Origin of the sequence: Burkholderia sp. Se-20373 (assembly GCF_017104705.1) — a bacterium.
Classification (GTDB): Bacteria; Pseudomonadota; Gammaproteobacteria; order Burkholderiales; family Burkholderiaceae; genus Burkholderia.
The window spans coordinates 23733-36389 of the sequence record NZ_JAAGPH010000080.1; the positions used below are offsets into that span (position 1 = coordinate 23733).

A 12657-nucleotide genomic window follows, 5' to 3' on the forward strand; every position below is an offset into this window, starting at 1 on the left:
ATTCGGCCAGGTTGCCGGAGATTGCGCGACCGGCGGCGGTCGTTCTCACGCCGCTGTCCGACCGCGCTTCCGGCAGGCCATGCGAAAGTCGGCGCCGCTCAGGTCGAGAACCTTCGCGCGCCGACTCGTTTCATACATCAGGCCGTTTGCCCCGACGTCATGCTGAGCGCCACAGCCTGAGCAACTTCGATCCCGTCGATGGCCGCCGAATAGATGCCACCGGCATACCCCGCACCTTCACCCGCCGGATACAGCCCCTCGACGTTCATGCTCTGGTAATCGTCCTTGCGTCGAATCCGGATCGGCGACGACGTGCGCGTCTCGACACCGGTGAGCACCGCGTCATGCATCGCGAAGCCGGCGATCTTCTTGTCGATCTCGGGGAGTGCTTCGCGAATCGCTTCGATCACGTAGTCCGGCAGCGCGGTGCTGAGATCGGTCGGGTTCACGCCCGGCTTGTACGACGGCTCCACGGAGCCGAGCGACGTCGACGGCCGGCCGGCGATGAAATCGCCGACCAGTTGGCCCGGCGCACGGTAATCGCCGCCGCCGAGTTCGAACGCGCGCTCTTCCCATTTGCGCTGGAACGCGATGCCCGCCAGCGGACCGCCGGGATAGTCGTCCGGCGTGATGCCGACGACGATGCCCGCATTCGCGTTGCGCTCGGCCCGCGAATACTGGCTCATGCCGTTGGTGACCACGCGGCCCGGCTCGGAGGTCGCCGCGACCACCGTGCCGCCCGGGCACATGCAGAAGCTGTAGACGGCGCGGCCGTTGCTGCAGTGATGCACCACCTTGTAATCCGCCGCGCCGAGCTGCTTGTGGCCCGCGAACTTGCCGAAGCGGCTGCGATCGATCAGCCCCTGCGGATGCTCGATGCGAAAACCCAGCGAGAACGGCTTGGCTTCGATGTAGACACCGCGATCGTGCAGCATCTGGAAGGTGTCGCGCGCGCTGTGGCCCACGGCCAGCACCACGTGGTCGCACTGCAGCGTTTCGCCGTTCGAGAGCTTCAGCGAGCGCACCTTGCCCTGATCGATCTCGATGTCGTCGACCCGCGTTTCGAAACGCACTTCACCACCCAGTTCGTGGATGGACGCGCGCATCTTTTCCACCATGCTGACGAGGCGGAACGTGCCGATGTGCGGCCGGCTCAGGTACAGGATGTCGTCCGGCGCACCGGCCTTGACGAATTCGTCCAGCACCTTGCGGCCATAGTGGTTCGGATCCTTGATCTGGCTGTACAGCTTGCCGTCGGAAAACGTTCCGGCGCCGCCTTCGCCGAACTGCACGTTGGATTCGGGGTTGAGCACGCTCTTGCGCCACAGGCCGAAGGTGTCCTTGGTGCGCTCGCGCACGGCCTTGCCGCGTTCGAGGATGATGGGGCGGAAACCCATCTGCGCGAGGATCAGCCCCGCGAACAGGCCGCACGGCCCCATGCCGATCACGACCGGGCGCAGGAAATTGCCGTGCTCGGGCGCCTTCGTGACGAAGTGGTACGCCATGTCGGGTGTCACGCCGCAATGCGGCTTGCCGGCGAGGCGCTTGATCGCGGCTGCCTCATCCGTGACTTCGACATCGACGATATACGTGAGCTTGATGTCGGCGCGCTTGCGCGCATCGTGCGCACGGCGGAACACGGTGTAACGGAGGAGCCCGTCCGCGGCCACGCCAAGCTCCGCGAGGCGCGCGCGAATCGCGGCCTCGAGCGCGCTTTCGGGGTGGTCGAGGGGGAGTTTAATTTCGCTTAGCCGTAACATGGGGACTCGGATGCGATTGCCACGGCGTCGTGGCGGTGTTGATACGGTCGGGGGCCGGCTGCCGGCGGTGTTGTCCGCCGTGCGGGCATGCCGGACGCAAACCCATCATTGTCATTGCGGGAAGGGCCGTGCAAGCGGGAAGTGCGCTGACCGGCCCGTACAACTCAGGCAACTTCAGGATAGGCGCACGAAGCGACCCTTGTGCGGGAAGATTGTCCCGCCCCCCGGCAACCGGGAGGCGAACGGTGCGCCGTCGTGACGATACCCACGAGCGGCGTGCGCGCAAGCCGCGCCATGCAGGCGCGGCCGGGCTTACTCCGCCGCCGGATGCACGTGGGTGTAACCCTTCAGGATCGGGATCATCTGCGCGTAGATCTTCGGGTTCGCGGCGACGATTTCATGGCGATGCAGGAAGTCGGCGTCGCCCGTGTAGTTGCCGACGAGGCCGCCGGCCTCGGTGATCAGCAGGCTGCCCGCTGCCATGTCCCACACGTTGATGCCCTGTTCGAAGAACGCGTCGAGGCGGCCGGCCGCGACGTTCGCGAGATCGAGTGCGGCCGCGCCCGGACGGCGCAGGCCCGTGCAGGCCTGCGTCATTTCGGTGAAGAGGCGCGCGTAGGCATCGAGGCCGTCCTTTTCGCGGAACGGGAAGCCCGTGCCGACGAGTGCGTCCGACAGGCGGTCGCGGCGGCCGACGCGGATGCGGCGGTCATTCAGGTACGCGCCGCGGCCGCGGGTGGCCGTGAACAGGTCGTTCTTGTTCGGGTCGTAGACGACAGCCTGCGTGACGACGCCCTTGTGTTCGAGCGCGATCGATACGCAGTAGTACGGGAAGCCGTGGATGAAGTTGGTCGTGCCGTCGAGCGGATCGATGATCCACTTGAATTCGGATTCGTTCTCCGATTCGCCCGATTCTTCCGCGAGGATCGCGTGGTCGGGGTAGGCGGTCTTCAGCGTCTCGATGATCGCGTCTTCGGCGGCCTTGTCCACTTCGGTGACGAAGTCGTTCTGCTGCTTCTTGCGGATCTCGATCAGGTCGAGATCGAGGGACGCGCGATTGATGATCTGTCCGGCGCGGCGCGCAGCCTTGACAGCAATGTTGAGCATGGGATGCATGAGCCTGGATCCTGTAGCTGGCGGCACGGGCCGCCACGAAGTGGAACAACCGCCCGGCACGGCGCAAGCGTGGCAGGCGAGATGAGACGCGAATTGACAAAGAACGGGGTACGACCCGCGTCGCACGAAGTGCGGCGCGTAAAGGCATGATTTTACCCGATTTTTGGCGGTTTCAGGCGACCGGCGTACGGGGAAACCCCCACTATCCGTCCGGACGAGTGGGTTTGCCGCGGCGATGGCGATACCATACTGCCATTCTGATGAACCGAGTCGTATCGTAGTGGAAACCCCGCAGATCACCGCCGCGCCGTCCGAGCCGGGCGCGGCCTCGTCCCAGCCGCCGTCCGGCGGCTTCACGTCCACCCGTTTCGTGCTCGTCGAGCCGAGCCATCCCGGCAATGTCGGGGCGGCCGCCCGCGCGCTGAAGACGATGGGCTTCTCGCGTCTCGTGCTGGTCGCGCCCCGCGTGCCGCACGTGCAGAGCGATCCCGAGGCGATCGCGATGGCCAGCGGCGCGGACGACGTTCTCGCGTCCGCGCATGTCGTGCCGACGCTCGGCGACGCGCTGTCCGGGGTTCACTGGTCGATTGCGCTGACTGCGCGCACGCGCGAATACGGGCCGCCGCGCCTGGCGCCGCGTGCCGCCGCCACGCAGGCGTGCGCGCAGGTCGGCACGGGCGACATCGCGCTCGTGTTCGGCAACGAGCGCACGGGCCTCGCGAACGAGCATGTCGAGCAGTGCAGTGCGCTGGCGCATATTCCGGCGAACCCGGCCTACAGTTCGCTGAATCTCGCACAGGCCGTGCAGGTGCTTGCGTACGAGCTGCGTGTCGCGTTTCTCGAGCAGGCGAGCGAGCCGTCGGCGCAACCGTCGGCCGAAGCCGGCACGCTTGCGCAGAGCGACGAAATCGAGCGGATGTACGTGCACCTCGAGAACGCGCTGATCGCGCTCGATTTCCTCGATCCGCGCAACCCGAAGAAGCTGATGCCACGGCTGCGGCGCCTGTTCGCGCGCACGGGCCTCGAGCGCGAGGAGGTCAACATCCTGCGCGGCGTCGCGAAGCACATCCTGCTGAAATCGGGCAAGCCCGACGGCGACGCGTAAGCGGTCGGCGCACGGGGCAGGGGATGTCCGGCGCGCGGGGAACCACCCTGTCGGCAGGTGCCGGTCCGGCCGCCGAAAGCGCCGGGGGCGATCTTTTCATTTGGCCGACCACCCCGCAAGCCCAGTAACAGCAAGCGTTCCGCCGGAATACCCGCGCCGGCGGCGGGGGGAACTGGCAAGCGCGTGCGGTCGTTCGTGACTCGCCCTACAATCGCCAAACGTCATAAGCAAATTACCCGGCGCGATAACGGCCGGTCATTGCCGGCGATGCGCGCCGGCCTTTTCCCAGACCACATCATGTTCACGAGACTGCGCGAAGACGTTGCAACGATTCGCGAGCGGGATCCCGCCGCTCGCAGTGCATGGGAAGTGCTGACCTGTTATCCGGGGTTGCATGCGCTCGTGCTGCATCGTTTCGCGCACGCATGCTGGCGCGCGAAGCGCTACTGGCTCGCGCGTTTCGCGTCGCAGGCCGGCCGGTTCCTGACGGGGATCGAGATTCACCCCGGCGCGACGATCGGCCGGCGCGTGTTCATCGATCACGGGATGGGCGTCGTGATCGGTGAGACGGCGATCGTGGGCGACGATTGCACGATCTACCAGGGCGTGACGCTGGGCGGCACGTCGCTCACGCGCGGCGCCAAGCGCCACCCGACGCTGGAGGCCGGCGTGATCGTCGGCGCGGGCGCGAAGGTGCTCGGCGGCTTCACGGTCGGGGCGGGTGCGAAGATCGGTTCGAACGCGGTCGTCGTGAAGCCGGTGCCGGCAGGCGGCACGGCGGTCGGCAATCCGGCGCGCGTCGTGATGCCGGCGCAGCCGAAGCCGCAGCCCGAGCGCGCGGCGTTCTGCGCATACGGGATCACGCCGAATGCCGATGATCCGATGTCGCTCGCGATTCACGGGCTGATCGATCACGCGGCGAAGGAAAGCCGCCGCGTCGACGAGATCGTCGCGGCGCTCGAACGGCTCGGCACGCATCTGGAAACACTGCAGGGCGCCGACGCGGCGCGCCTCGATCTGCGCCGGCTGTCGGCCGTGCTGGAAGGCAAGTCGGTCGAACGCCAGGCGTAATTCAATGGATGCCCGCTGCTGCCGGTGGGTGCGACGGCAGCAGCGGTGTCAGTCGAGCGGCATCGCGTGGATGCCTTCCGCGTCGACGCGCAGGTAGCCGCCGCGCGGCTTGCCATGGTCGAGATCCCAGTCGGGCAACACCCAGCGGATGCCAGCCGGTTCCATGTGCCGGGCGGGGCGGTGCGTATGGCCGTGAATGATCACGCTTGCGCGGCTTTTCCGGAACAGCGCGGCCACGCCTTCACGCGTGACATCGTAGATCGCCGAAGCAGGGCGCATCCGGCCCGCTTCGCTGTTCGAGCGCATGCGCTGCGCGAGCGCACGGCGCCAACGGAACGGCCATGCGAGAAACAGCCATTGCGCCGCGCGGTTGCGCGCGAAGCGACGGAATACCTGGTAGCCGCGGTCGGCCGTGCATTGCGCGTCGCCATGTGCGAGCACGATGCGCTGGCCGAACGCCATGATCAGCGAAGGATCGGGCAGCAGCATCGCGCCGGCCGCCTTCATGAAGCGCCGGCCGAGCAGGAAATCGCGGTTGCCGTGCATCACGTAGAGCGCAATGCCGCGCTCCGAGAACGTGTGCATCAGCGCGGCCATGCGGGCCGCGAACGGATCGTCGTCGAGGATGTCGTCGCCGATCCAGTACTCGAACAGGTCGCCGAGGATGAACACCGAGTCGGCGCTGTCGGCGGTGTATTTCACGAAATGCTCGAACGCGGCGACCGTCTTCGGAATCGCTTCGCTCAGGTGCAGATCGGAGAGAAACAGGAACGGGCGTGCGGCTTGCGCGTATTCGCGCTCGCCCGGCACGCCCGCGGAGACGCTTCGCGGCGGACTCTCCTGCAACATCGAAGTGCCTCCGTAACTGCGCGTCAGACCACGACGGCCTTCTCGATCACGACGTCGTCAGTCGGCACGTCCTGGTGGAAACCAGCGTTGCCCGTCTTGACGCCCTTGATCTTGTCGACCACGTCCTGGCCTTCGACGACCTTGCCGAACACCGCGTAGCCCCAGCCTTGCGGCGTCGGCGACGAGTGGTTCAGGAAGTCGTTGTCGTTCACGTTGATGAAGAACTGGGCGGTCGCCGAGTGCGGATCGTTGGTGCGCGCCATCGCGACCGTGTAGTTGTCGTTCTTCAGGCCGTTGTTCGCCTCGTTGTCGATCGGCGCATCGGTCGGCTTCTGCTTCAGGCCCGGCTCGAAGCCGCCGCCCTGGATCATGAAGCCGTTGATCACGCGATGGAACACGGTGCCGTCGTAGTGGCCCTTCTTCACGTAGTTCAGGAAGTTCTCGACCGTCTTCGGTGCCTTCGCGGCGTCGAGCTCGAGCTTGATCACGCCGTGGTTCGTATGCAGTTCAACCATGATGAATTCCTTCGGTGAGGCGGTTTAATTGGCACGCGGCCGGTCGTGCGACGCGGCCGCGTGAGGCGCCGGACGTGCCGGCAGGTTCTTACTTCGAGACGATGCTGGCCGATTCGATCACGATCGGTTGCGCGGGCACGTCCTGCATCGGGCCGCGCGAGGTCGTCGCGACGCCTTCGATCTTCTTCACGACGTCGAGACCCGACACGACCTTGCCGAACACCGCATAGCCGTTGCCGTCCGGGTTCGGGTAGTCGAGGCCGCTGTTGTCGACCGTGTTGATGAAGAACTGCGCGGTGGCCGAGTTCGGATCGCTCGTGCGTGCCATCGCGATCGTGCCCGTCAGGTTCTTCAGACCATTGCGGCTCTCCAGCGGGATCGGCGCGCGGGTCGGCTTCTCCTCGAAGTTGGTCTTGTAGCCGCCGCCCTGGATCATGAAGCCCTTGATCACGCGATGGAAGATCGTGCCGTTGTACTGGCCGGCCTTCACGTAATCGAGGAAGTTGGCGACGGACTTCGGCGCCTTCTCCGGGTAGAGCTCGACGCGGATGTCGCCCTGCGAGGTCTTCAGCTGCACGACGGGGTGCGCGGTAGCCGATTGCGCGAACGCAGGTGCGGTCGCGGTCGCGAGAAGGGCGGCGCCGCCAAGCGCCAGCAACAGACGTTTCATTGCGATCCTCAGGTTGGGAGGGAAGGAAGGCCGCGCCGCTTATTTCGACGGCGCGACGTACGGCGCCGCCAGCGCGCCTGACGGACCGCTGAACTGGAACGTCGGCGACATCGGCAGCGTGGTGGTGCTCACGTTCGCGGCAGCGCGGTCGGAGTAGTCGCGCGTGGCCGATGCGGCTGCGCGGGCATTCGGCGCGGCCTTCGGCGGCGACACGATCTTCTGGAGATCGGCAAGGCGCTGCGCGGTCGCGCCGCTCGTGCGGCCGAGCGATTGCGCGCGCTTGTACGACTCGGCCGCGAGGCGCAGGTAGAGATCGCCGAGGTTCTCGTACGCGAGCGAGTAGCCCGGGTTCGATTGCGTCGCCGTGACGAGCGCGGTGCGCGCTTCGTCGTAGCGGCCATGCTTCGCGTAAAGCGCCGCAAGGTTGTTGTACGGCTCGGGCAGTTCGGGGTACGCCTGCGTGATCGCGACGAACTGCTGGATCGCGTCGTCATCGCGGTTCAGGCGGGCCAGCACGGTGCCGCGCTTGAACTGCGCCTGCACATCGTGCGGGTTCGATGCGATGCGCGCGTCGAGCTGCGCGAGCGCCTGCTTCCACTGCTTGCCGGCGATCGACGCGTCGATTTCGGGCGTGCCGTCGGCGGTGGCCGGGGCCTTCTGCGCATGCGCCGCGGGAGCCGCGAAAAGCGTCAGCGCGACGCCCATGACGGTGGTCGCAACGAGGGTCGCAGCGCTCTGCGCGCGGCCGCGATGAGGTTTCATAGGCGTAAATCGGAATGTTATACTCCGAGCCATTCTAACAAAACGTCTGCGCGTTCCGGCGAGCGTCAGACAGTCTTTCTTTGCCTCTCGTGGCCGTCACCGCTGTGCTTGCAGCCTGACCGCCCCATGTGATATCGAGGACGCTCGGCCTGGTGCCGCAGCAGATGGTCCGTCCGTTTCGCATGCTGGGCGAGCTTCGCCAGGGCGGTTTCCTTCGGCTCACGGTTCATCTCTATGGAATCACTGCGCATCTACAACACGCTCGCGCGTGACAAGCAAGTCTTCGTGCCGCGCCAGGCTGGCGAAGTGCGGATGTACGTATGCGGAATCACCGTATACGACTATTGTCACGTGGGCCACGCGCGCATGCTGGTCGTGTTCGACCTCGTCCAGCGCTGGTTGCGTGCGATCGGTTACCGGGTCACGTATGTGCGCAACATCACCGACATCGACGACAAGATCATCCGCCGCGCGGTCGAGAACGGCGAGACGATCAAGTCGCTGACCGACCGGTTCATCGGCGCGATGCACGACGATGAAAGCGCGCTCGGTATCCAGCGGCCCGACATCGAGCCGCGCGCGACCGAGTTCATCCCGCAGATGCTCGGCATGATCGAGACGCTCGAGACGAACGGCTACGCGTACCAGGCGACCGACGGCGACGTCAATTACTCGGTGCGCAAGTTCGCGAACTACGGGAAGCTGTCGGGCAAGTCGCTCGACGATCTGCGCGCGGGCGAGCGCGTCGCCGCGAACGACGCGAAGGAGGATCCGCTCGATTTCGTGCTGTGGAAACGCGCGAAGCCGGAGGATCCGGAAGGCACGTCGTGGGCGTCGAAGTACGGGATGGGGCGCCCGGGTTGGCACATCGAGTGCTCGGCGATGGGCTGCACGCTGCTCGGCGAGCATTTCGACATCCACGGTGGCGGGCAGGATCTGCAATTCCCGCACCACGAGAACGAGATCGCGCAGAGCGAAGGCGCGACCGGCCAGACGTTCGTCAATTACTGGATGCACAACGGCTTCGTGCAGGTCGACAACGAGAAGATGTCGAAATCGCTCGGCAACTTCTTCACGATCCGCGAAGTGCTCGAACGCTACGATGCCGAAGTCATGCGCTTCTTCATCGTGCGCACGCACTACCGTTCGCCGCTCAATTACAGCGACGTGCATCTCGACGATGCGCGCGCGTCGCTCACGCGTCTCTATACCGCGCTGAAAGATGTTGAAGCCGACACGCTCGCGCTCGACTGGAACGAGCCGCACGCGCAGCGATTCGCCGCCGCGATGAACGACGACTTCAACACGCCGGTCGCGGTGGCGACGCTGTTCGAGCTGGCGGGCGAGGTGAATCGCACGGGCGACGCATCGCTCGCGCGGCAACTGAAACAGCTGGCGGGCCTGCTCGGCCTGCTGGGCCGCGAACCGCGCGCGTTCCTGCAGCAGGCGTCCGGCGCCGCGCAGGCGGGCGGGCTCGCCGCCGACGAGATCGAAGCGAAGATCGCCGCGCGTGTCGCGGCGAAGCAAGCGAAGGACTATGCCGAAGCGGACCGGATCCGGGCGGAACTGCTCGAGACCGGTATCGCACTTGAAGACAAACCGGGCGGATCGACCGAATGGCGTCGCGTATGAGCGCGGTGCGTTCCACTGACCGATCCGTCAGGTAGGAGGCAAGATGGCAACGGCTAGAAAAGCGCCGGTCAGGCGCGCGACCCCGGTCGCCGCGCGTCCGGCAGCCAAGCGCGTGCCGCCGGCGAAGACGGACGCGACGCGCGCCGTGCCGAACGGCGCGCTCAACGGTCATGCGCCGCCGGCGGCGGTGCTGCCGGCCGCCGACGCGGCCCGCAAAGCCCGTGTGTCCGAAGCGGACGGCGAGGAGGTGGTCGTGCGTCCTGCATACTGGGACAAGGCATGCGCCGACCTCGTCAAGCGCGACCGGATCCTGAAGAAACTGATTCCGAAGTTCGGTCCCGCGCATCTCGTGAAGCGCGGCGACCCGTTCGTCACGCTCGCGCGCTCGGTCGTCGGCCAGCAGATTTCGGTGCCGTCCGCGCAGTCGCTGTGGGCGCGCATCGGGGATGCCTGTCCGAAGCTCGCGCCGCAGCCGGTGATCCGGCTCGGTGCGGACAAGCTGATCGCGTGCGGGCTGTCGAAGCGCAAGACGGAATACATCCTCGATCTCGCGCAGCATTTCGTGTCGGGTGCGCTGCACGTCGACAAATGGACGTCGATGGACGACGAGGACGTGATCGCGGAACTCACGCAGATCCGCGGCATCAGCCGCTGGACGGCCGAGATGTTCCTGATCTTCAACCTGTCGCGGCCCGACGTCCTGCCGCTCGACGACCCGGGCCTGATCCGCGCGATCAGCGTCAATTACTTCAGCGGGGAACCCGTCACGCGCAGCGAGGCGCGCGAGGTTGCCGCCAACTGGGAACCGTGGCGCACCGTCGCGACCTGGTATATGTGGCGCAGCCTCGATGCGCCCGACGCCGACGCCTGAGCGGCGGCTATCGGGTTTTAAACATCAATAGTTGAGAGTCGGTTTTGAGCGTCGCCCGCGCGGGTAGAATACGCGCTGCCGCAAGACCCAAGGATTCGAACACATGAAGACCACGTTTCTGGATTTCGAACAGCCGATCGCCGAACTCGAGGCCAAGATCGAAGAGCTGCGATTCGTGCAGGACGACTCGGCTGTCGACATTTCGGAAGAAATCGAGCGGTTGTCGAAGAAAAGCCAGCAACTGACCAAAGACCTCTACGCGAACCTGTCGCCGTGGCAGGTCTCGCAGATCGCGCGGCATCCGCAGCGTCCGTACACGCTCGATTACGTTGCGGAACTGTTTACCGATTTTCACGAGCTGCACGGCGACCGCGCATTCGCGGACGACGTGTCGATCGTCGGCGGGCTCGCGCGCTTCGGCGGCCATCCGTGCATGGTGATCGGTCACCAGAAGGGCCGTGACACGAAGGAGCGCGCCGCGCGCAACTTCGGGATGCCGCGTCCGGAAGGCTATCGCAAGGCCGAACGCCTGATGCGTCTCGCCGAGAAGTTCGGTCTGCCGATTTTCACGTTCGTCGACACGCCGGGCGCGTACCCGGGCATCGGCGCGGAAGAGCGCGGCCAGTCGGAGGCGATCGGCCGCAACCTTTACGTGATGGCCGAGCTGAAGACGCCGATCATCACGACGGTGATCGGCGAGGGCGGTTCGGGCGGCGCGCTCGCGATCGCGGTGGCCGACACGGTGATGATGCTGCAATTTTCGACCTACTCGGTGATCTCGCCGGAAGGCTGCGCGTCGATCCTGTGGAAGAGCGCCGCGAAGGCGCCGGAAGCAGCGGAAGCGCTGGGCCTGACCGCGCACCGCCTGAAGGCGCTCGGCCTGATCGACAAGATCATCAACGAGCCGCTCGGCGGCGCGCATCGCGATCCGAAGGGCATGGCTGCGCTGCTGCGCCGTGCGCTGGCCGATTCGCTGCGCCAGTTCCAGGGGATGAGCATCGATGCGCTGCGCGAGCGTCGCTTCGAGCGCCTGATGGCCTACGGCAAGTTCAAGGAAACCACGCCGGGCGCATGACCGGCTGCGTCCTCCAATCGCGCGCCGCTGCGTGCGCGTTCTCCTCGTGATTCCGCCCACCGAATTCTCCGCCGATCGCGTCGTTCTCGACGCGGTCGGCGTTGCGCTTTCCGGCATGCCGCCCGATGCACGCATCGCAATCGCGTACAGCGGCGGCCTCGACTCGACGGTGCTGCTCGATGCGGCCGTGCGCGTCGCGGGCGCGTCGCGCTGTGTCGCGCTGCACGTGCATCACGGGCTCAGTGCGAATGCCGACGCGTGGGTGGCGCATGCCGAGACCAGCGCCGCAGGGCTCGGTGTCGCGTTCGAATCGATGCGCGTCGACGTGCCGCGCGACAGCGGCCTCGGTGTCGAGGCAACGGCGCGCGAGCGGCGCTATGCGGCGCTCGACGAGATGTGCGAGCGCCACGGCGCGGCCGCGCTGTGGCTCGCACAGCATGCGGACGACCAGGCCGAGACGGTGTTGCTGCAGTTGTTGCGCGGCGCGGGGATCGCGGGGCTTGCCGCCATGGCGCCGCGTTACCGCCCTGACGGCGTGAGCGTCGAGCGGGTGCGCCCGCTGCTGCGACTGTTGCGTGCGCAACTCGAGCGCTATGCGACGCAGCACGATCTGGCGTGGATCGACGACGAATCGAACAACGACACGCGGTACGCGCGCAATGCGCTGCGCATCGACGTGCTGCCGGCGCTGGCCGTGCATTTCCCGGGCTTTCGCGACGCGCTCGGCCGCGCGGCCCAGCATGCGGCGGCCGCGCAGCGACTGCTCGACGATCTGGCCGAACTCGACTTCGCCGTTGCCGCGCGCGATGACGGGCGGGCACTGTCGCGCGACGCATTGGTCGCGTTCGACGACACGCGCGGCGCGAACCTGCTGCGCTTCTGGATGCGCCGGCTCGGCTTGCCGGGCGCGTCGGCTGCCCGGCTCGCCAACATGATGCGGCAGTTGCGTGCCACGCATGTCGCCCATGCGCTGCGCGTCGATCACGCGGGGCAATGCCTGCGCCTGTATCGCGATGTCGTCTACTGGGAAGCGGGCGACAGCAGCGAACCGGCCGATGACGGCGCCGGGAGCCCGCATCCGGAAGCGATGCTCGCGTGGGACGGGCAGGACGTCTGGCACCTGCCGGGGTGGCGCGGCACGTTCGTGTTCGCGCCGGCCGATGCGGGAAGCGCCGACGCGGTGCCGGAGGCGCTGCTGCGCGGCGCGCGGCTGGCGGCGCGTGCCCGCGCG

The 12657-nt window shown here is 66.8% G+C and carries 12 protein-coding genes; 6 read left to right on the forward strand and 6 right to left on the reverse strand.

Translation table 11 applies throughout. From position 1 onward, the window contains the following. Nucleotides 1-137 precede the first annotated feature (137 nt). Entirely contained in the window at nucleotides 138-1760 is a 1623-nt protein-coding gene (locus G3N96_RS23840; protein ID WP_206138663.1) for an NAD(P)/FAD-dependent oxidoreductase, read from the reverse strand. A gap of 312 nt (nucleotides 1761-2072) precedes the next feature. Then, on the reverse strand, nucleotides 2073-2876 hold the full coding sequence (locus G3N96_RS23845) for an inositol monophosphatase family protein (RefSeq protein WP_039364710.1): 804 nt from the start codon (nucleotides 2874-2876) through the stop codon (nucleotides 2073-2075). A gap of 280 nt (nucleotides 2877-3156) precedes the next feature. On the opposite strand from G3N96_RS23845, the gene G3N96_RS23850 reads away from it, so the two are divergent. After that, on the forward strand, nucleotides 3157-3981 hold the full coding sequence (locus tag G3N96_RS23850) for an RNA methyltransferase (RefSeq protein WP_206138665.1): 825 nt from the start codon (nucleotides 3157-3159) through the stop codon (nucleotides 3979-3981). A 267-nt stretch (nucleotides 3982-4248) separates the two neighbouring features. Continuing rightward, nucleotides 4249-5052, forward strand: coding sequence for a serine O-acetyltransferase (gene cysE / locus G3N96_RS23855; protein WP_089425733.1), 804 nt, complete (start codon nucleotides 4249-4251; stop codon nucleotides 5050-5052). 48 nt (nucleotides 5053-5100) lie between these two features. Here cysE and G3N96_RS23860 read toward each other — a convergent pair whose 3' ends face one another. From G3N96_RS23860 to G3N96_RS23875, 4 genes are all read right to left on the reverse strand, one after another. Next, nucleotides 5101-5901, reverse strand: a complete 801-nt coding sequence (locus G3N96_RS23860; RefSeq protein ID WP_206138667.1) for a UDP-2,3-diacylglucosamine diphosphatase — start codon at nucleotides 5899-5901, stop codon at nucleotides 5101-5103. 23 nt (nucleotides 5902-5924) lie between these two features. After that, nucleotides 5925-6416 (reverse strand): peptidylprolyl isomerase, encoded by a 492-nt coding sequence (locus G3N96_RS23865; RefSeq protein ID WP_006478428.1) that lies wholly within the window; start codon nucleotides 6414-6416, stop codon nucleotides 5925-5927. 88 nt (nucleotides 6417-6504) lie between these two features. Then, nucleotides 6505-7086: a peptidylprolyl isomerase gene (locus tag G3N96_RS23870; protein ID WP_011352517.1), complete on the reverse strand. Its 582-nt coding sequence runs from the start codon at nucleotides 7084-7086 to the stop codon at nucleotides 6505-6507. 39 nt (nucleotides 7087-7125) lie between these two features. Next, the gene (locus G3N96_RS23875; protein WP_185634310.1) at nucleotides 7126-7848 is read right to left on the reverse strand and encodes a tetratricopeptide repeat protein; all 723 of its coding nucleotides are present in this window, start codon (nucleotides 7846-7848) and stop codon (nucleotides 7126-7128) included. Between the two features lie 234 nt (nucleotides 7849-8082). On the opposite strand from G3N96_RS23875, the gene cysS reads away from it, so the two are divergent. The 4 genes from cysS to tilS form a co-directional block, all read left to right on the forward strand. Next, nucleotides 8083-9480: a cysteine--tRNA ligase gene (cysS, locus tag G3N96_RS23880; RefSeq protein WP_069248324.1), complete on the forward strand. Its 1398-nt coding sequence runs from the start codon at nucleotides 8083-8085 to the stop codon at nucleotides 9478-9480. Nucleotides 9481-9523: 43 nt separating this feature from the next. Then, the gene (locus tag G3N96_RS23885; protein WP_206138669.1) at nucleotides 9524-10351 is read left to right on the forward strand and encodes a DNA-3-methyladenine glycosylase; all 828 of its coding nucleotides are present in this window, start codon (nucleotides 9524-9526) and stop codon (nucleotides 10349-10351) included. 103 nt (nucleotides 10352-10454) lie between these two features. Beyond that, on the forward strand, nucleotides 10455-11426 hold the full coding sequence (locus tag G3N96_RS23890) for an acetyl-CoA carboxylase carboxyltransferase subunit alpha (protein ID WP_039364696.1): 972 nt from the start codon (nucleotides 10455-10457) through the stop codon (nucleotides 11424-11426). Between the two features lie 46 nt (nucleotides 11427-11472). Next, on the forward strand, nucleotides 11473-12657 hold a 1185-nt coding region (gene tilS, locus G3N96_RS23895; protein WP_206138671.1), incomplete at its 3' end, for a tRNA lysidine(34) synthetase TilS.

Excerpts from the sequence above, each read along its gene's own strand:
- G3N96_RS23885 (WP_206138669.1), top strand. The coding sequence starts at position 9,524 with ATGGCAACGGCTAGAAAAGCGCCGGTCAGGCGCGCGACCCCGGTCGCC.
- G3N96_RS23845 (WP_039364710.1), bottom strand. The coding sequence starts at position 2,876 with ATGCATCCCATGCTCAACATTGCTGTCAAGGCTGCGCGCCGCGCCGGA.
- cysS (WP_069248324.1), top strand. The coding sequence starts at position 8,083 with ATGGAATCACTGCGCATCTACAACACGCTCGCGCGTGACAAGCAAGTC.
- G3N96_RS23865 (WP_006478428.1), bottom strand. The coding sequence starts at position 6,416 with ATGGTTGAACTGCATACGAACCACGGCGTGATCAAGCTCGAGCTCGAC.
- G3N96_RS23875 (WP_185634310.1), bottom strand. The coding sequence starts at position 7,848 with ATGAAACCTCATCGCGGCCGCGCGCAGAGCGCTGCGACCCTCGTTGCG.
- G3N96_RS23860 (WP_206138667.1), bottom strand. The coding sequence starts at position 5,901 with ATGTTGCAGGAGAGTCCGCCGCGAAGCGTCTCCGCGGGCGTGCCGGGC.
- cysE (WP_089425733.1), top strand. The coding sequence starts at position 4,249 with ATGCGCGCCGGCCTTTTCCCAGACCACATCATGTTCACGAGACTGCGC.
- G3N96_RS23840 (WP_206138663.1), bottom strand. The coding sequence starts at position 1,760 with ATGTTACGGCTAAGCGAAATTAAACTCCCCCTCGACCACCCCGAAAGC.
- G3N96_RS23870 (WP_011352517.1), bottom strand. The coding sequence starts at position 7,086 with ATGAAACGTCTGTTGCTGGCGCTTGGCGGCGCCGCCCTTCTCGCGACC.
- G3N96_RS23890 (WP_039364696.1), top strand. The coding sequence starts at position 10,455 with ATGAAGACCACGTTTCTGGATTTCGAACAGCCGATCGCCGAACTCGAG.